At 46.4% G+C, this 19,493-nt stretch carries 16 protein-coding genes; 7 read left to right on the plus strand and 9 right to left on the minus strand.

Going from position 1 to position 19,493, the window contains the following annotated elements; translation table 11 throughout:
- Positions 1-40 precede the first annotated feature (40 nt).
- From AB1797_00085 to AB1797_00095, 3 genes are all read left to right on the plus strand, one after another.
- Positions 41-853, plus strand: a complete 813-nt coding sequence (locus tag AB1797_00085; protein ID MEW5766012.1) for a PQQ-binding-like beta-propeller repeat protein — start codon at positions 41-43, stop codon at positions 851-853.
- Between the two features lie 410 nt (positions 854-1,263).
- Complete coding sequence (locus tag AB1797_00090; GenBank protein MEW5766013.1) at positions 1,264-1,452, plus strand: hypothetical protein; 189 nt, start codon at positions 1,264-1,266, stop codon at positions 1,450-1,452.
- Entirely contained in the window at positions 1,430-1,978 is a 549-nt protein-coding gene (locus tag AB1797_00095; GenBank protein MEW5766014.1) for a ribonuclease H-like domain-containing protein, read from the plus strand. The genes AB1797_00090 and AB1797_00095 overlap by 23 nt, the downstream gene beginning before the upstream one ends.
- A gap of 57 nt (positions 1,979-2,035) precedes the next feature.
- On the opposite strand, the gene AB1797_00100 is transcribed toward AB1797_00095, so the two are convergent.
- Complete coding sequence (locus tag AB1797_00100) at positions 2,036-2,923, minus strand: lysophospholipid acyltransferase family protein (GenBank protein MEW5766015.1); 888 nt, start codon at positions 2,921-2,923, stop codon at positions 2,036-2,038.
- On the opposite strand from AB1797_00100, the gene AB1797_00105 reads away from it, so the two are divergent.
- Positions 2,913-3,119: a hypothetical protein gene (locus AB1797_00105; protein ID MEW5766016.1), complete on the plus strand. Its 207-nt coding sequence runs from the start codon at positions 2,913-2,915 to the stop codon at positions 3,117-3,119. The two genes, AB1797_00100 and AB1797_00105, sit on opposite strands and share 11 nt — an antisense overlap.
- On the opposite strand, the gene AB1797_00110 is transcribed toward AB1797_00105, so the two are convergent.
- The 5 genes from AB1797_00110 to AB1797_00130 form a co-directional block, all read right to left on the minus strand.
- Complete coding sequence (locus AB1797_00110; protein ID MEW5766017.1) at positions 3,097-5,970, minus strand: BamA/TamA family outer membrane protein; 2,874 nt, start codon at positions 5,968-5,970, stop codon at positions 3,097-3,099. The genes AB1797_00105 and AB1797_00110 overlap by 23 nt on opposite strands.
- A gap of 217 nt (positions 5,971-6,187) precedes the next feature.
- Positions 6,188-6,796, minus strand: coding sequence for a bifunctional nicotinamidase/pyrazinamidase (gene pncA / locus AB1797_00115; GenBank protein MEW5766018.1), 609 nt, complete (start codon positions 6,794-6,796; stop codon positions 6,188-6,190).
- 74 nt (positions 6,797-6,870) lie between these two features.
- Positions 6,871-8,223 carry a PKD domain-containing protein gene (locus AB1797_00120; GenBank protein MEW5766019.1) on the minus strand — a complete coding sequence of 451 codons (1,353 nt, stop codon included), beginning with the start codon at positions 8,221-8,223 and terminating at the stop codon, positions 6,871-6,873.
- A gap of 180 nt (positions 8,224-8,403) precedes the next feature.
- Complete coding sequence (locus tag AB1797_00125; protein ID MEW5766020.1) at positions 8,404-8,703, minus strand: UPF0175 family protein; 300 nt, start codon at positions 8,701-8,703, stop codon at positions 8,404-8,406.
- A 2-nt stretch (positions 8,704-8,705) separates the two neighbouring features.
- Entirely contained in the window at positions 8,706-9,206 is a 501-nt protein-coding gene (locus AB1797_00130; protein MEW5766021.1) for a hypothetical protein, read from the minus strand.
- A gap of 357 nt (positions 9,207-9,563) precedes the next feature.
- On the opposite strand from AB1797_00130, the gene AB1797_00135 reads away from it, so the two are divergent.
- Entirely contained in the window at positions 9,564-12,008 is a 2,445-nt protein-coding gene (locus tag AB1797_00135) for a hypothetical protein (protein MEW5766022.1), read from the plus strand.
- A gap of 14 nt (positions 12,009-12,022) precedes the next feature.
- Here the strand turns inward: AB1797_00135 and leuS are convergent, their stop codons facing one another.
- A complete protein-coding gene (leuS, locus tag AB1797_00140) occupies positions 12,023-14,512 on the minus strand; it encodes a leucine--tRNA ligase (protein ID MEW5766023.1) in 2,490 nt (829 codons plus the stop codon).
- A gap of 86 nt (positions 14,513-14,598) precedes the next feature.
- Positions 14,599-15,321, minus strand: coding sequence for a HEPN domain-containing protein (locus AB1797_00145; protein MEW5766024.1), 723 nt, complete (start codon positions 15,319-15,321; stop codon positions 14,599-14,601).
- 1,000 nt (positions 15,322-16,321) lie between these two features.
- On the opposite strand from AB1797_00145, the gene AB1797_00150 reads away from it, so the two are divergent.
- A complete protein-coding gene (locus AB1797_00150; protein MEW5766025.1) occupies positions 16,322-18,283 on the plus strand; it encodes a flagellin in 1,962 nt (653 codons plus the stop codon).
- 28 nt (positions 18,284-18,311) lie between these two features.
- The gene (locus AB1797_00155) at positions 18,312-18,512 is read left to right on the plus strand and encodes a hypothetical protein (GenBank protein ID MEW5766026.1); all 201 of its coding nucleotides are present in this window, start codon (positions 18,312-18,314) and stop codon (positions 18,510-18,512) included.
- A 239-nt stretch (positions 18,513-18,751) separates the two neighbouring features.
- Here the strand turns inward: AB1797_00155 and AB1797_00160 are convergent, their stop codons facing one another.
- Positions 18,752-18,922: a hypothetical protein gene (locus tag AB1797_00160; GenBank protein ID MEW5766027.1), complete on the minus strand. Its 171-nt coding sequence runs from the start codon at positions 18,920-18,922 to the stop codon at positions 18,752-18,754.
- Between the last annotated feature and the right edge of the window lie 571 nt (positions 18,923-19,493).

The raw sequence follows: 19,493 nt of genomic DNA on the forward strand, positions 1-19,493 counted from the left end.
AGAGTGGAATAACCCCTATGACCCTAAGAGCGATAACTACATGAAAATCTTGTGGACCACCAAGGAATATGGTGTCTGGCTTGATTCCCCCCGGGATGTAGACTGGCTTCCTGATAGCCAGACCTTCTTAATCACTGAATATCGTCAGACAGGGGGCAGGGTAATCGAGGTGAATAGGGCAGGGGAGATAGTCTGGGACAGCCGAGATAAGGGGGGGGAGTTTTCTTTCCCTCTTGATGCGGACAGGCTGCCCCAAGGAACAATCCTGATAGCCGAGTTCGGAAGGGTCGTTGAGGTAACTGATGCTGGAGATACGGTTTGGGAGCTTACGGGTGTGCTTGAGCCCGGAGATACAGAGCCGACCAGGCTTACTACCATAACCGATGCGGATAGGCTTGACGATGGAAATACCTTGATAGCTGAATCATCGAGGAACAGGGTTATTGAAGTGGATAAAGAGGGCAGGGTAGTCTGGGAATACAGTAAAGGTTTGTATTCTCCAGAGGACGCTGATCGCTTAGAGAATGGCAACACCTTAATAGTCGATGGTAAAAACAATCGGGTAATAGAGGTGAAGAGGGGAGGGGAGATGTGTTGGCAGCAGACGGGGTTGGGACATCCCCGGGATGCCGACCGGCTTCCCAATGGGAATATCCTGATCACTGATACGGACAACAAAAGGATCATCGAGGTAGACTCAGCCCATAGAATTGTCTGGGAACAAACCCATTTGAATTACCCTTATGAAGCAGATAAATTAGAATTAGAGAACGAGGAGATCATCATTTTTGCCGAGGCTAAGACCCCGGATAATTACGACCAGGTAGTGGAGATAAAGGTATCTGCTCAATAAATCGGGGTGGAGCCTAATTCGTTGTCCTTCGCCCCTGCGGGGCTTAATTTCCAAATTCAATCTTCCGTAGGTTGAAACCTACGGCTAAATTCCTTGGCGCCTTCGGTGCATATAGCAATTCTTATTCAAAAGTGAACATCGAGCAAATGAATAATAAGGAAGACCAATCAGGGGGAGAGTCTTAAATACGGAGAGAGGGGATAAGTTTGGATTTTTTTCAGAACCTATGGCAGAAGATAAAAAAAGCCTTTAGGGGCGGGGATGTCTTTCTTTGTGATACCTGCCGTTATGATTATCCATCTGCCTGCTATCGACCTGAAAGGCCTAATGCTACTCGCTGTCCGAATTACAAATCCAGGTAGAGTAGGGGGAGTAATCACCGGTGGTCAGTTTAAGGAGAGATACTTAAAGTGAATGATGAAGTTAAGAAGCCTAAGCTTCTAAAACAGAGAAAGCTATGGAAGATAAAGCCCTTCTCCAGGATAAAAGAAAGCGAGAAGCTCTACCAGCGGGATAAGAAGAAGGAAATAGTCGCTAAGGCGATTGAGGAAGGTTTAGCCGAAAAGGAAGGGGAGGATGAGAGGAGAGGCTTACCTTGATATTGAGACCTCTTATAATGGCCGCCTTACCGTTGTAGGTGTATACCGGGAAGATAACTCAGAAACAATAGGGGAGTTTCAAAACAAGGCGGTTGTTTCCAAAGGGACCAAAGGAAGCTCTATTCAGTTAATTGGGCAGATGATTACCCCAGCCGCCCTTCTTGAGATCCTTAAGGGGGTCAAAACTATCTTTACTTATAATGGCAGTCGATTCGATCTGCCTGTTATTAAAAGGGTTGCTGGCCTTGATTTAAGAGGATACTTTAAGTCTCACGATCTAATGTATGACTGTTGGCGTCAAAACTTATATGGGGGATTGAAGGCGGTTGAAAGAAAATTAGGGATTAAAAGAAAACTTCCTGACGTAGACGGCTGGGAGGCAATGGCCCTCTGGGCCAGGTATGAACGATTTAATGACAAAGCTGCCCTGCACCAGTTGTTGATCTATAACCGGGAGGATATAGAAAACCTGCCCCTTTTGAGGGAGAAGCTAAGTGGTAACTGGTCAGCCGTAATCGGTAATTAGTGATAACCGATTACGGCTTTCTTCTCACCGAGAACCGATTACCGGATGCCTGAGTAATTACTTTTTCATCCGGGTGGCCCACCGGTTATGGAGCCAAAACCATTGGTCAGGATAGCGTCTGATATATTCCTCAAGCTTCTTGGACAGAGAGGCCACGTTGGCCAGAATATCCTGCTTTCTATCGCCGGCTTGAATAAGAGGGTATGGTTTTTCAATAATGATTCGATGTCGGTTATCGGGCAGCCTGATGACAAAGAGGGGAAGAATATCGGCGCCTGTTCTCATAGCGAAGATAACCGGACCGGGCGGCGTGGAAGCCGGTTTATCAAAAAAACTGACAAATACCCCGCCTTTGCCTCCATCCTGATCGGCTAACATCGCCACTGTCTCACCTCTTTTTAAGCGCCGCAAGACTTCCCCGGAGGCCCTTTTCATAGAGATAGTGGTAAGCCCTATCTTTTTTCGCTGAGCCTCGATTAAATCCTCGGTTAATTTATTCTTCTGCCTGCGAACAACCGTGGATAGAGGACATCCTTTTAGGGGAAGAGCAGACCCAATAAGTTCCCAGTTTCCAAAATGAGCCATCAAGATAATGATCCCACGTCCCCTGGCACGGGCCGCTTCTAAATGAGACCAGCCTTCGATTATAATCCGGCTGCCAAGCCCTTCCTCTACAAACTGAGGCAGGTGAATGAATTCTATTAAATTCTTTCCCAGATTCCGGTAGGTCTGTCTGGCTATCTCCTCTATCCCTTGAGAAGGTAATTGAGTCTGAAAAGCGGTCTTAAGATTATCCAGGGTTCGCTTTCTGTAATGCGGCAGCAGGAAGTAGGTTAGATCTCCTAATCTCTCACCTAACCAATATCCTGCCTTAAGTGGGAGTATTCGGATAAAGGAGGCAATAATCTGAACCAAAAGGTATTCCAGGTAGTGCTTGATATTCATAGATGCTCGATGCTCGATGCTCGATGCTGGATGCTCGATCCTCGATCCTCGTTGCTCGATCCTCGATGCTCGATCCTCGATGTTCGATGCTCGATGCTCGATCCTCGTTGCTCGATCCTCGATGCTCGATGCTGGATGCTTCGATGCTCGAGGCTCGAGGATCGAGCATCGAGTTAAAAATCATACCCCAGGCTAAAGTGGAAGACAGATTTGCTTTTAATTTCTTTCAAGTCAGTAGGAAAGGCCCAATCAAGCCTGATAGGGAAGAAACCAAGGGTCAATCTGGTCCCCAGGCCGATAGCGCTGTGGAACCTCTCCCCTAAGTGATTTTTATCGTCATTCCAGAATCTGGGTTTTTCCGACTCATTCCATGCCCCGCCTAAATCGAAAAAGCCTACCCCACTAATGCCCTTCAAAGATATAGGTAGAGGGAAGGCCAGGTCGAGCCGGTCGATAAAGGGGACTCTCAGTTCTAAATTGGCTATAACCACCCGGTTGCCCCAAAACTTGTTGTATTGAACCTCACGCATGTCCCAACTGCCGCCCAGAGGAAAGATGTCAGGGTCTTTTCCTTCACTTATCTCTCCGGCTATCCTGAAGGCCAGAGCCGATCGGGCTGATAGTCTGATATACTTCCTCACATCGAGGATGTAATTGGTAAAACTCCGTTTTTTGAAAAAGACCGGCACTGACTGCTCTACCCTCAATACTAACCTGGCCCCATCTATGGGGGCCAATAAGCCCCACCTGGTCGTATCTTTCACATAAGAGAGGCCAACTATGTCCGCCCCCTCTTCTCTGACTTCGATCTCATCGGTTCCGGTCAAAAACTCCTCTCCTTTGAACTCAGAGATAAATTCAGCCTCCAGTCGGCGAAAGGTGTCAAGGGGATAAGCCAAGTAGAGAAAACCTCCATACCGGCGATTATCCAATTCCTTGTCTTCATCCCAGAAACGTAAATCCCTCCAGTTGAATAAACCCACCCCCACTACCGGTCTTTTGGCTAAATAGAGATAACGAAGAACAAGATTGAGATCAGCCAGGTTGCTAATCGTAGTTAAATAATCCGTCAAGAGGATAAAGCGGTGATTACCCAGGATATCACTGACGGCAATTTCAGTAAACCCGGTGAAGCCCTGACTGGTATTGTAAATTATATTACCCTGCGCCCAGTCCATGGTCAGATGCATTTTATAATCCTTCAGTTCAAAGGAAGTGTCAACAGAGGCCTCTTGCTTGGTCAACTTAGCCAGTTCATCCGCCTTTCCGCTCTGGGCGGTATAATCTAAGCCCCTTCCTACCTCTTCTCTGGTTAGCTTCTCCAGTTCACTCACATAGGTCACCGGTTCGCCCTCAAGATAAGCCGTGAAGGCCAATCTTTTCCCATCTCTTGATACCCTGGGAGATCGAGATCCACCCAAAGAATTGGTCAACTTCATCATCTGCTCAGACTCAAGATTATACTCATAAATGTCATAACCGCCCCCTATATCAGAGGCAAAATATAATCGCTTTCCATTCGGCCCCCAGGCTGGGTCTACATTTTGCTGGCCATTTTGGATCAGGGGCCTGATGGGAAGGCGGAAGGCGGCTGGCGCACCCACTTCGTGGGTACCCGGGATTATTGAGTCTAATTCAAGCAGGTAAATATCCCTGGCCTCACCATTTTCCACGACAAAGGCGATCTGCCTTTCATCCGGAGAACAGGCCGGTTGGTAAGCAGTAAATGTATCCGCCGTAAGCTGAGTAAGGGTGGTAGTTGTTGAAGGATCAAAGAGATAGAGGCTGCTTTTTCCGGCCTTTGTGCCGGCAAAGACCAGTCTTTTTCCCAACCAGGCCGGTGAAGAAAGGCTATCTAACCCTTCAAGAGGAATTCGCTTTGTGGCCTCTTCTCCAGGCACGTCTCGGATCAAGAAGTAATCCTTGGCCTTCTTGCTAACCAACAAGACAATAAATCGGCCGTCAGGAGACCAGTCAAGAGGATTTCCTTCCATATTTACCTCTTCAAGTTCATCAAACCCGAATTTATCCACCTCAACGCCGTCTTCAACCTTGATCAGGCTAACCCCGGCTCCCTTGTATCCATGTCTGGTTAAGACCGCCATTAAGTCTCCGCCGGCGGACCACACCGCCCCAAGGCTTATTTTATTGATCAACTTTTTGCCGTAAGTTTCCGGAGGTTCCTTGTCTGCCACATTAGGATAATATTTTCTCTTAGCATATCTTAGCCACCCTTCCCAGACCTCGGGAAGTTCCTGGCCTAAAGTTGATTTTACCACGGTTTCTATATTAGGTGAATCCCTGTATTTCTTGATCAGAAGGGCCGGCTTGTCCGGACCGTAAGTTTCAGCAATGTAGCCGACAAAGGAGGCGCTTTGTTTATACCCCAGGTAGACCTTAGGGGAGCTGGAAAAATCAGCCATCTCTTTCAAGGGAATGAGATCGTTATCAATAACGGCGTTTTGAAGGACAGCCTCGCCTTCCGGGTCCATCTTCCCGGCTCCATATTCGGCTATCCCCTCCATTAACCAAAGGGGCGGGGGGGTAATCATCCGGCTGGAAAAGAAGGCGCCAAAAGCATCTCGATAAAGTATATCGTAGGTAAAGATATGAACTAACTCGTGGGTAACGACGTGCTGAAACTGGGCATAGGAACCGGTAAAAGGTATGACAATCCGGTATTTGAATATCTCAGCAAATCCCCCCACCCCCCGATCAATAAACTCCAGGATAACATTGGTTTGTTGGAAATCAGAATGGGAGGGGAATATGATGAGGGGGATAGCCCGGCTGACTTTGAAGTCAAAATCTTGAGATACCTTGCGATAGGCCTCTTCAGCAAATTCAGCCGCTTTAGCGGCCAGGATTTCTGTGCCGGGATGGAAGTAAATATCAAAATGTTTGGTGGAGGCTATCTTCCAGGTAAAGTCTTTATACCTGACCCGGTTTTTACCAAAATCTTGCCCGATTACAGGTTGGGAAAAGAGAAGAGAGATAAAAATCCAGCCTATGATGAAAAGCTTAGTTTCGAGTTTTAAGTTATCCACTTTACCTATATCCCCTTTATCGGTGATCGGTCATCGGTAACAATTGATGTAACCGTTCAGCCACCAAGGCACAAAGACACAAAGGGGAAAATATCTGTTGAGCTATTAAGAAATAATCCTTTAATCTTTGTGTGTTAGTGTCTTTGTGGCGGAACACTTACCAATTGATTACTGGTTACTCCTCACCGATGACCGATCGCCTGGTTGCGCCGAGTTATTAAGAAGATACAATCCCCCCACTATTTCTAAATAGGGCCAACTTTTCCTCCATTGAACCCTCAGGCACATCAATCCCTCTGGTGGCCTCAAGGAGAATGGTGACCTCATATCCATTTTCCAGACCATCCATCGCCGTAAAATAAACGCAAAAATCCGTGGCCAGCCCGGCCAAGTAAAGATGTTTTACTCCAAGTGCCTTGAGGTAGCCGTCGAGTCCGGTAATGGCTGTCTTCGAGTTGTCTCGAAAACCAGAGTAAGAATCCACCTCAGGATCCATACCCTTGCGCAGGATCATTCGGATAGGTTCAGGTTCCAGATCATTTACCAATTGAGCCCCCTTGCTCCCCTGAACACAGTGATCAGGCCATAGAACCTGGGTGGTGCCTTGAAGATCGATGGTCTCAAAGGGCTTTTTGCCAGGATGAGCCGAAGCAAAGGACTTATGACCAGGCGGATGCCAGTCCTGGGTGGCAATGACAATATCAAAGGCCTTCGTAAGCCGGTTAATAAGAGGGACAATGCGATCACCTTCAGGCACAGGTAAAGCCCCTCCCGGGCAAAAGTCATTTTGGACATCGATGATGAGTAGAGCTTCTTTATTTCCCATAATTTCTCCCTCCTATACCTCTCGGTAATCGGTAATCAATACCGATTACCTGATGGCCTGAGGAGACTATCTGTTTACAAATCGATATCAATCGGGGTTTGGAGAGAAAGGATAGCCCATTTAGGATTATCCAGCTGAGATACATACCATTGCCCGGCTTCATATTCCAAATAATCCTCAGCCGGCGCAGATATTATTTCCTTCTCATCCCAGTCTCCATCACTATCCGTGTCATCCCAGGCTCGGACATCGTAGGCGTAATCTGAAGGTGTGGCTGGAAGCTCGATCTGATAACGATAATTTCCATTCGACTCCACCACTGATCCCGTAACTATTATTTTCGGGGGAGCACTCCACTTAGTCAATCCAACCCATATCTTTCCAGTTGGTTCTTTGGTGGTTCTAATGGTTCCGATTACCTTTGGTTTCTCGCCTTCGCTAACCACCTTAAATAGGCCGGCCGTCAGGGAGAGGTTTTGGAACTTTTCATTAGAAGCCGCCAAGAGATACCACTTATATGTCTCTCCAATAGTAAGAGATTGGGGGACTTTGATGTCGGTTGTCTGGTAGAGGAAATTGCTGGTCCAGAGAGGATAGCAGGGCTCGCTTTCTTCATCAGTGATTCTAACCTCGTATAGGGATGCCCCCGAGACTGCTTGCCAAGTAAGAGTCGGGGTTGAGCTGGTTTCCTGACGGTCCTTAGGTTGGATGATTTCCGGGAGGGGAAGAGGCGCCTCGACTAATTCTTTGGTAACCTGGAGAGGAGGAGAATCCGTAAAAATCACGGTAAGGGTATATGCGCCGAGGAAAGAAGCGGTGGACATCGGTAAAGTAAGACCGTAGTGGCTATCCGAAGGCCCATTATTTTCTATCAGACAAATACCCTCGGGTTCAGTATCTTTAAGTTCATATTCCTTCTTATCGTGTCCCGTGACTGTAACTGAATCTATTATTTGGGGATTTATATCCCGTAATGTAGCTTCCAAGAGAAGATAGTATCCCTCAGCAAACCCTGGATAGGCATTCGGAGCAAGATGAAGGCTTAAAATGGAATAAGATAGGTCTATTTGATGATTGGCTTTAACCACTGTAATTTCGATATGTTGCCTTACCTGGGTCTGACCATCGTCTACGGTTACAGTAATGGTGTAAGCGCCGGCCGTTGGCGGAGCGGTCCAGGTTATAGATTCCCCCCTGCCGGTAATACTTCCCGGCTCATATATCCAGGAATAGGTGAGGGCATCTCCATCCGCATCCTCAGCCTTAACCGTTATAGTAGTAGTGTCTCCTGTTTCTACGGTGGTCGGGTAAGCTGACAGATCGTTAATGACCGGCGGCTGGTTTTCGGACTCTGTCCCCTTATCCCTTCCGCAGCCCATCGGAAATAAAAAAAGAAGCAGGCATAAAAAAACAGCTTTTTGGTTCATCTTAGTAAGGCTAATCCCTTTAGTAAACTCTGTAGCCGTAAGCCTTGTTCTATCAGACCCTATTTTATTCTACACTTTTCTCGCCATATTGTCAACTAAGAAAATGAGACAGCAGCCACGGATTAACACAGATAAAATAATTATAACCATTCAGTCCTTTTTTGTCGTACTGTCTACTTTTTACCAGAGTTTTCTTAGGTTCTTTAGCCCTTTTAAGTAATCCTCATATTCTAAGTTTGCCTCAATCCCGTATCCTTTGAGGATCTCCATCATCTTTGAGATAGAAACACCGGCTATCTTTGCAGATTTTTCAATGGATGCCTCTTGTTTTTTATACTTTTCTATGGCAAGCATTATTCTTCCCCACTCAAGAAGTTCCCTTACAGACTTTGAAATATCCTCTTTTTCTTCTTTTGCAAGAAAGGAAAGGAAGTCATAATCCTCGCCCTTTATGCGTATACTCAGGGTCTTAGGGGCCATCTTTACCCACCTCCTCTAATTTGGTTCATTGCATCTTCAATTATTGTTTCCTTATATCTGCCAATAGATTGAAGTTTTTTAAGTCTTATAAGGGCTTCATTTCTATCAATTAGCCTCTTTTCAAACACTCTTATTAAGACAGCAATTGCTGTAACAAAATCTAACCTTAAGGCTTTGCATGCCTTTATGGCATTTCTATCATCTGTGGCAATTATACAATTCTTTTCTTGAAGAGCAAGCGTTAATGCTTCTGCCTCACCTACATCTATATTAAAATCTTCCATAAGTTTTTGGATGAGATTGATCTGTTTTGGTCTTAAAACCTCGATTCTTTTCTCTTTAATCAACTTAGCGATCAAATGCGTATCTTCCCTTTTCCCTTTTTCTACCTCTAATTTAATTTTTAGGGAAACCAAAGTTCTATCCGGGAAATTTAAGAGAAATGCATCTAAAATCTCTATCTTAGTAAGGAGAATGATTGTAGAGGAGTCAAAAACTATCATATTACAATTATATGACATTTATATGACAATGTCAAGAAAAAAAAATTCGACCTGTGCGGTTAGATCTCTACTGCGAATGAGAAAACTATTACTATTCTCTGGGCAACAACAGGGCAACCACGTTTCGGCCAGTCGGAATAGAGTCCGTTGTCCACATCGTCGGATTCCTCTTGACAAATTTAAGAATTTATAGTGTAATAGTAACTACTCAGCCATTAAGGCACAAAGACACAAAGACTACCAATAATAGCACACGGATTACACGGATGAGACGGATTGACATGGAGCGTCTCGCCTGGGGTCATATTCACAGCCGGCACGGCTGTGGGCTGCTTTTGGGATAGGCACTAAGACGTTATGTTCCTTTCTATCTTACTCATTGGCCTTACTTCCATGGTCTCTCAAGTCATCCTCTTGAGAGAACTCATGGCCGCGGTCGGTGGGAATGAGCTTTTAATCGGTTTAACTCTGGCCTCCTGGCTTTTTTGGGCAGGCGTAGGCAGCAGTCTGCCCAGCCCGTGGGTTGATAAATTGAGACGACCCCACCTGGCCCTGGGAATGGCTCAAATAATCATTTCCGTGGCCTTGCCCGCGGTTATTATCCTGGTCAGGGTCAGAGGGTTATTTCCTGACCTCCTCCCCGGCGAAATGATTGACCCCCGGTTTATGATCCTCCTGGCCTTGCTTTCACCAGCCCCCCTGTCAAGCCTCCTTGGTCTTCAGTTTATCTTAGCCTGCAGGGGAAAGACATCTCCATTTCGGATTGCGGATTTCGGATTGCGGATTGGAAAATCCGAAATCCGAAATCCGCAATCCGCATTCCGTCATCCCGCGTACCCACGAAGTGGGTGCACCCTCCGCCATCGGGACGATCCGCCATCCGCAAGGCGGTGGGTTACTTCGGTTTACATTCTGGAGGCCTTAGGGGCAAGCGGGGGCGGCTTGATTTTCAGTCTGCTTATCCCATTAATCTTGCCGCTCCATATCATCATCTACCTTAGCTTACTTAATTTGATCTCGGCTTTTTTCCTGCTAACAAGAAGCGAGATGCGATTCGGTCTTAAGGTCGGGACTTTTACCCTTGGGCTCGTCATTCTATTGGGATTTTTAATAATGGCCGAAAGGATGGAAGATATTTCACAATCTTTCCGATGGCGGAATTTGGAACTGGTCAAGACTCAGGACTCTATTTATGGTCGTGTTTCAATTATCCGATTGGGGGATGAATTCAGCTTCTATGAGAATGGAGGCCTTATGTTTACCACCCGGGATCGGATTAGGTCTGAGGAATTAGTTCATCCGGCCCTTCTCCAGCATCCCAATCCCCAAAAGATACTTTTGATCGGCGGAGGCGTAGGTGGCGCCCTTCTTGAGATTCTTAAGTATCCTGTAAAAGAGATCGATTATCTGGAACTTGATCCCCTGGTGATTGAGCTATCCCGCCGGATACTTCCGCCGGAAGACCTCCAGGCCCTGGAAGATAGACGGGTCAGGCTAAGACACGTTGACGGCCGCTTTTTCATCAAGCAAACTAAACAGCGCTACGACGTCATCCTGGTTAATCTGCCTGATCCCTCTACGGCCCAGATTAATCGCTTTTATTCTCAAGAATTCTTTGAGGAGGCCAAACAGGCGCTCCGGCCGGCCGGCCTTATTGCCTTTGGACTGACTTCCTCTGAAAACTATATCAATCCCGAGCTGCAGCAACTTCTCTCTTGTATCTTTACCACCTTGAAGCTGAGTTTTACCAGGGTAATTGTTATTCCTGGAGACACGAATTACTTTTTGGCCAGCGAGACTATTGATTTGACCTTAAATCCAGGTAAATTGATAGAGAGACTTAAAAAGAGAAAAATAGAGACAAGATATATCTCAGAGGCTTATCTCCCCTCCAGACTGACGCCTGATAGGATAGCTTATCTCCAACGCACTTTAACTGAGCCTATTTCGCACCCACTTTGTAGGTACCCGGGATTTCGGATCTTCCCTTCCGCCCTCGGAACCATCCGAACAAATTCTGATTTTACGCCTATTGGTTATCTTTATTACCTTCTTACTTGGGGAACTCATTTCCCCTCATCGCTTCAGCCCATTATTACCGCTCTTTCCCGGATGGGACCTGAACTCCCTTTTTTGGCAGTACCTTTTTTTTTAGTTATTATGCTGCCGCTGGCTTTTCGGTTTCGTCGAAGACTCCCGGTTATTACGGCAGTGGCCACCACAGGTTTAGCCGAGATTGCCTTTCAGATAATTATCATCCTGGCCCATCAGGCAATTTATGGCTACGTTTATTACCGACTGGGGCTTATTATGGCCCTCTTTATGGCCGGCCTTGCTCTGGGAGGATGGTGGGTCAGAAGACAGAAGACAGAAGGCGGAAGGCAGAAATCAGAAGAAGAACTAGCCGAAATCCCGGGTACCCACAAAGTGGGTGTGAAATCCGCCCTCGAAAGACTAACTGGGATCCAACTGGTAGTAGTTATTTATTCTTTTTTACTGCCTTTTGTTTTCTTGGGACTGGCTAAAATCAGGGGTGGAGAATTTATCTTTATCCTTCTGCCCCTTGTGGCCGGACTGGTTGGGGGTCTTCAATTTCCTCTGGCCTGTGAAGCTTGTTGGGAAGAGGGTGGGATAGCCAAAACTACCGGATTGGTTTATGGCGCCGACCTTTTTGGGGCCTGTCTGGGAGCGGGCCTGATCAGTCTTGTCCTGATCCCGCTCCTGGGTTTAATTTGGACCGCTTTCTTTACAGCGGTGATTAATTTAGTAAGTTTGATCCTGCTGCGAATGACTCAAAAATAAATCCCTTATCATTTTCAGACCACGATATTTACTATCTTCTTAGGCACATAGATCAATTTTCTTATTTCTTGGCCTGAAATAAAGCGGGCTACATTTTCATCAGCCAGGGCAGCGGCCTTGATCTCTTCTTCAGAGGCATCAGCTCTAACCTTGATTTTCCCTCTCAACTTGCCCTTGACCTGAACAATAATCAGTATCTCTTCTTCAACTATCACCGCCGGATCAAACTGGGGCCAGGGTTGTTGGAGCACACTGGGCCGGTGGCCTATTCTTTCCCATAGATCTTCAGCCAGATGTGGGGCAAAGGGAGAGAGAAGCAGGATAATAGCCTCTATGGTCTCCTTGAATACAGCCGAATTGATTGACTCGACCTGGTAGACCTCATTAACCAATTCCATAATAGCCGCAATAGCCGTGTTAAATTGAAAGCGCCGACTAATATCTTCACTTACCCGTTTAATCGTTTGGTGAGTAAATCTATGCAGCCTTTGTTCGGTGGGGCTAAGTTGATCAGGAAGGGAGACGGCTGCTTCTCTGAGGAGCTTGAGATTAGAGTCAACTAACCGATTTACCCTCCTTAAAAACCGGAAGGCCCCTTCTACTCCCCGGTCACTCCAATCGAGGTCACGCTCCGGAGGGGAGGCAAATAAGATAAAGACCCTGACTGTATCAGCCCCGTATTTTTCAATAATATCTCCCGGGTCTACCACATTGCCTTTTGATTTAGACATCTTGGCCCCATCCTTGATGACCATGCCCTGCGTGAGTAGATTGGTAAAAGGTTCCTTGGGGGTCAAGAGTTTTAAGTCGTACATAACCTTGGTGAAGAAGCGGGCATAGAGAAGATGAAGAATGGCATGTTCTATGCCGCCGATGTATTGATCCACCGGAAGCCAGTAGTTAGCCTTAGTTCGATCAAAGGGCACCTTAGTCTGGTGCGGATCGACAAACCTGGCAAAATACCAGGATGAATCAACAAAGGTGTCCATTGTATCGGTCTCTCTTTTGGCCGGGCCGCCACATTGAGGGCACTCCGTTTGAACAAAGTCGTCTATTTTATAAAGATGGGATTGAGCCTCTTCATATATATTAAGGTCGGGCAACTTGACGGGTAGATCCTCCTCCGGCACCGGCACTGGGCCACACTTCGGACAGTAGATAATGGGTATGGGTGTGCCCCAGTATCTCTGTCTGGAGACAAGCCAATCCCGGAGACGGTAATGGATGGTGGCCTTACCCATACCTTCGGACTCCATCCAGTCAATAATGGCCCCGATGGCTTCCTTACTGGGCATCCCATCAAATTGGGCCGAATTAACCAAAAATCCCGCTTCTTCATAAGCCTCTTTCATGCTATCTACTGACAGCTCCTGCCCCGAGGGCTGGATAACTACCCGCATGGGAAGGTGGTGGGCTTTGGCAAATTCAAAATCCCTCTGATCGTGGGTAGGCACCGCCATAATAGCCCCAGTGCCATATTCCATCAGGACATAGTTGGCCACCCAGATAGGTATTTCCTCACCATTAACCGGGTTAAGAGCGGTTCGACCCGTGAGTATGCCTTCTTTGGAAAGTTCTATCTCGGCCGGATCACGTCCTTTCCAGCGGTCAACAAATTCCCATACTTTTTTTTCCGTAGGGAGTCCTTTGATTAATTGAGGCAGCAGGGGGTGTAGGGGGGCCAGAACCACGTAGGTGGCTCCAAAGATGGTATCCGGACGGGTGGTAAAGACAGGGATTTCTGAAGACGGAAGGCGGATGTCGCACCCACTTCGTGGGTACCCGGGCTGGTCAACGACTTTGAAATAGATCTCCACGCCCTTACTTTTACCGATCCAGTTCTGCTGCATCGTCAGGACCCTCTCCGGCCAATCACCCAGCAGAGAGTGGTCTTCTAATAGGGCATCGGCATAAGCCGTGATCTTAAAAAACCACTGAGCCAGTTGACGCTGGGTAACCGCCGAGTCGCATCGCCAGCAGAGACCTCCGATCACCTGTTCATTGGCCAAAACCGTTAAGCAGCTCGGACACCAGTTAACCGCGGCTTCTTTTCGGTAAACCAGCCCTCGCTCGTAGAATTTCAGGAAAAACCACTGATTCCAGCGGTAGTAATCTTCCCCGCAGGTAGCGATCTCACAATCCCAATCGTAAGCAAACCCCAGACGCTGCAACTGATTACTCATATAGTTAATATTTTCAATGGTCCATTTAGCCGGCCGGAGGCGTTGATCCAGGGCAGCATTTTCAGCCGGCAGGCCAAAGGCATCCCAACCCATCGGATGAAGGACATTATAGCCCTGCATAATCTTGAATCTGGCCAGGGCATCTCCGATAGTATAATTTCGCACATGGCCCATGTGGATGCGGCCCGAAGGGTAGGGAAACATCTCCAGGCAATAATACTTGGGTTTATCAGGATCAACTTTCGTCTTAAAGAGTCCCTGTTTCTCCCAATATCTCTGCCATTTGGTCTCAATTTCCTCAAAGGGGTAGTCCTTACCCATTTCGGATTTCGGATTTCGGATTTCGGATTTCGCACCCACTTCGTGGGTACCCGGGATTTCGGATTCTAAATTCATTTTTAGCCTCTCTATGCTTCGCCACTCGCTTTTTCCAGGATCTCGATTAATTCTTGAGCCAAGTTTATTACTTTTTGAGCCTTATCTTTATCAATCTCGGCATGCCAGTCATATCTGGCTTTGTTTCTTTGTTCCAGACTATTATTCAAGTTTCGTCCCAAATGAGGTGGCAATATCCCCGTTTTGACGTATATCTCTCCAAACCGACCGACAACACCACCGTGAGATTGAGGCAATATATCCTGTTTTAATAAAATTAGTCCCTTGACTACGAGTTCAGCGCTATTATAAGAAAGGTCTACACATGCCCGATATTGACCTTCATGTAAGTTGACCTCCGCCGAACGTAGATACTCTTTAGCCAGTTCCAATAAATTAAAGGCTTCCTTTTTCTTTAATTCTTCTCTTTCCATCTGATAAATCTCCTTCCCATAACGAGTAGCCGAATAGAGAAAGTATGAAGGCGGATGTCTATATTCCTCTATACAGTAAACCAGCGGTTCAATGCTTTCCTTATATTCGATGGCCAGATCAAAGGAAATTTCATGGCATAGCTCTTGAATCGTTCTTAGGCGATCCGTTCCGATTACAATCAGATCAATATCGCTCCCTTCATCTTCTTCCCCTCTGGCTACACTGCCAAATAGATATATCCCGGCTACCGAAGAAGCAATAGGGTTATCTAATATTTTAGTAGTAAAGGCCTTTAGGGCCAGATGCTTATTGGAAATCATCGCACCACCTGAAATCGTAACTACTCAGCCCTCATTGGGAACACCTATCAGGTCATTTGACTCCCGGATATATTTGAGAAAAAATTGTTAAATTCAACCTTTTCCCTTCCAAAATTGATAAGTAAGCCCACTCCTTTTTTGTTGCTTTTAATTATTTTATCCGTGTTAATCCGTGGCTGAATAGTTACATCATAATATAATACCTTTCCCCTGTCAAGGTGTTTTTTCACTAACGGCGAATAATCAAGGTCTGATAGAGGATAGTGATGAGAATAGAATATTTTAATTTAAAGAAAAAAGGCTATATTAGTATTTAAATAGACGGAATAATAAGCTAATTGCTTATAACGTCCATATTTCTTTTGAAATATCCTTAAATAAATCTATGCTTTTGGTCGATAAGATAAATAGAACGTAACGGGAAAATGTAAGTTGGTCACCTTGAAATGGGGAAAATCAAGAGACCAGCTTAAGGCGTAAGGAATAAAAAACAAGAAAATAAAACTGGGAGGTGATAAATAGGCAGACAGGGATGTGACTTTACTTACTTAGTCTCCTGTCAGGGATGACGAGAGAAGGGACTAAGTAAATTATTTGGAGGAGGATAATATAGGCCTATCCAATAAGGGTACACACCCTGTTGGGTAGGCTTTTTTATTAACTACTTGGTTTGTGTCTGTCTCCGCGCCGGTTGACAGCTTATGAACTAAATTTAGAAAGGAGGTGTTAAGAACCGGAAATTTGGAGGGGAATCTATCTATTGATCTATGAGGAATAATAAATTCCTGGCTGGAAAACTTTACCCTTAATCTTCAAATTCCTTTTTCTTAAGGACCGTCTCCTTTAATGTGTTAGCCTCTATTATTATTATCGGAGATAAAGGGGATTTTATTTAGACATTTTTTAAAGGTTGATATATTTTTAATAATTAATTCTTAATTCTATCAGCCAGGCCCCTGGACAGGGAGGACCAGGGAAACATCAGGGAGGATGAGAAATAATGAGAATAATGCATAATATTAGTGCCATCTTTGCCCAACGGCATTTGCGGATTACTAATGAAATGATAAATGAAAATATAGAAAAGTTATCCAGCGGTTACCGGATCAATCGGGCGGCTGACGATGCGGCTGGGCTGGCGGTTTCAGAAAAGTTTCGTTCTCAGATAAATGGCCTTGATCAAGGCCTTAGAAACACTATGGATGGGATATCGGTCGTCCAAACTGCCGAAGCCGGACTGGAAGAAGTCCACAAGATGCTTCAGCGGATGAGAGTTCTATCCGTGCAGGTGGCTAATGGGAGCTACACTGACGACGACAGAAGCATGGTGCAGGTAGAGGTCGATCAAATACTGGATGAGATTGACCGGATGGCCGAGTCGGTCCAGTTTAATACCTTAAAATTATTTACTGGTAATTTTTCAAAGGACTCACCTTACCCACTGACTCAGAATGCCAGCCAGAGGGAGGTCGTGAAAGGAACAGCCCGGATAGACCTCAATGCCCGTTTTTCTACGGCCGGTTTTGATGGGGGCACCCCCAATGGCGCCATCATCGTTAATGGGGTCACCTTTTCTTTAGCCGATTATTCCTCGGTTAGAGAATTTATCGAGGCCGTTAATGCCTCCCAGGAGGCCGGCGTAACCTTAGAATACGATAAGAGTGCTGATAAATTTATCTTCCAGAGCAAGGAAATCGAGGAGAACCTGACTCTCATAGAAAAGCCGGTCACAGAGGGACATGGGTTCCTGACTATGGCCAAGATCGAGTCAGGCACGACCCCGGCCATCTTTGACCACGCCGCTACGGCCATCACCCGCTATCAAGCCGCCCTCGCCGGAACAGATGCCGACTACATAACCAATAACAACATTATCGACATTACTAAGCCTTTTTCCTCGGCCGGGTTTGATCTCTCAGTTACCGGAACGGTAACGGTTAACGGAGAAAAATTCAGCATTGCCAAATACAGTAGTGTCTTGCAATTTATGAAGGCCATCAATGAGTCTGAAAGGGCCGATGCCACTATCCGTTATGATGCCGAGACCGATCAGTTTACTATCCGCACAGATACGCCGGGTCAGGATCTTCGCTTAGAGGAAACCACCTCTGCCGGGACAGCCGACGAGGTTGGATTCTTTACCGCCGTAGGCATACAACCCCTCCTTTACCTTGCCCCCAGTCTGACCGCCGCAAAAACGAGCACGGAAAGGGTCAAGCTTGATGGAACCTATGTTGATGTAGATAAAGGATTTGCCGCTGACAACTTCCGAGGAAAAGATATCGGAGGGGTGGCCATCATTAATGGTCAAATCTTCTCTATAGCCGATTACAAAACCGTTCAGGAGTTTATAGACGAGGTCAATAGGAATGAGGCGGCTGATGTAACCATGACCTATGATAAGAGCACTGATCAATTTATTATCAGAAGAGATACGCCTGGTGAGAATCTTAGACTTGCCGAGGTGGCTTCCTCGGCAGGCAGCACCTTCTTCAAGGAAATCAATATGGCCATCGGGACAACTAAACCGGCTGTGCCTGATGGCTTTGAGGAATGGCAAGGGAGTCTGGTGCTTCACGTGGGGGCTAATAAAAATGAGACCTTCAGTGTGCATATTCAGACTATGACCACGGCGGGGCTGAAAATCGATATGTTGAAGGAGCTTGGGTTAACTACCAGAGAGAGGGCGGAGAGCGCTATCAAAAAATTCCAGAAGGCGATTGATCAGGTTTCGGTTCTGCGGTCCAATTTAGGCGCCTATCAAAACCGACTAGAACACACCTTGAACTTTGTGGAAATAGCCCATGAGGAAATGACTGCTTCGGAAGCCAGGATTCGTGATCTTGATATGGCCAGCGAGACATCGCTTTTTACCCGAAACCAGATATTGGCTCAAGCTGGAACGGCTATGTTGGCTCAGGCCAATCTGATGCCTCAGAGTGTCTTACAGTTGTTAAGCTAATACCTCGATCCTCGATGCTCGATACTCGATGCTGGATGCTCGATGCTCGATACTCGATGCTCGATACTCGATGCTCGATCCTCGATGCTCGATGCTTGATGCTGGATGCTCGATGTGGATGCTCGATGCTCGAGGCTGGATGCTCGATGCTGGAGGCTGGATGCTCGAGGCTGGATGCTGGATGCTGGATCAGGGCAATCGCATCAAATTTATCGACCTGTCCGGTTAGAATCTTTCGTTGTAACCGTTCAGGTATAGCTGCACGGATTAGCACGGATAAATAACACAGGACAGAAGGCGGAAGTGTAGGGACAGGGCTTGTCCCTGTCCGTGCTTGTCCATGTCCGTTCCGTAGACGGACAACCACAAGGGTTGTCCCTACAGCCTAAGGACAGACCCGAATCACGGACACGGCTCACGGATTTTCCGTGTTTCATCTGTGTGCATCTGTGGCTGAACGGTTACCTTTCATTTAAAACCGCTAAAGCGGTTACGGTTTACTATTATGTTGTCTTTGTTCGCATCACCCCGATAAATCAGGGTGCTAATCTCAATAAACACGAGGATCGAGCCTCGAGCCTCGAGCCTCGAGCATCGAGTCTCGAGCTCAATAATCTCCGGCTGATAATTTTCAGCCACCGCTAGTGGACTTGGGAGTTTCAAGGAGGAATCCCGAGTTCAGTAGCGGTTGCTGGAAGGGACTCAGCATCCCCGGTAATCGTCTTAATCAGGATAATAAAGAATAAGGTTCCGCGGATTTATTTATTCCGAAGTTAAGACAGATTAATCTCCATAACTCGCCACAGGGCCGGACACTGTGAGCGAATTTAGATTAGGTAGTCTGGTTGGCCTGGTGGTTTGGTGTTTAAGGTGAGTGAACTAATTACCAGACGACCAGAGACCAGACAACCAACCAGGGATCAGACCCCCGGCAATCTCAACTCGGGGAATGGTAGCATGAGATATATTGAGAATCGTTCTTTTTATATTCAGGGGGAGTGGCTTCCACTTTCCCCTGGTTCAATCACCAGGAAAGGAGGTTAATTTTTTAATCAAATCTGATTCTACTTAATACTTAATAATAAATAAAATTGGGAGGGAACCGATACTTCAGCAACCGCTAGTGGGCTTGGTGCTTCAGGGAGGAACCCCGAGTTCAGTAGCGGTTGCTGGAGTGCCCCATCAAGGTCCGGTATTAATCGAGATTCAG

It is taken from the genome of bacterium, assembly GCA_040753085.1.
Classification (GTDB): domain Bacteria; phylum UBA9089; class JASEGY01; order JASEGY01; family JASEGY01; genus JASEGY01.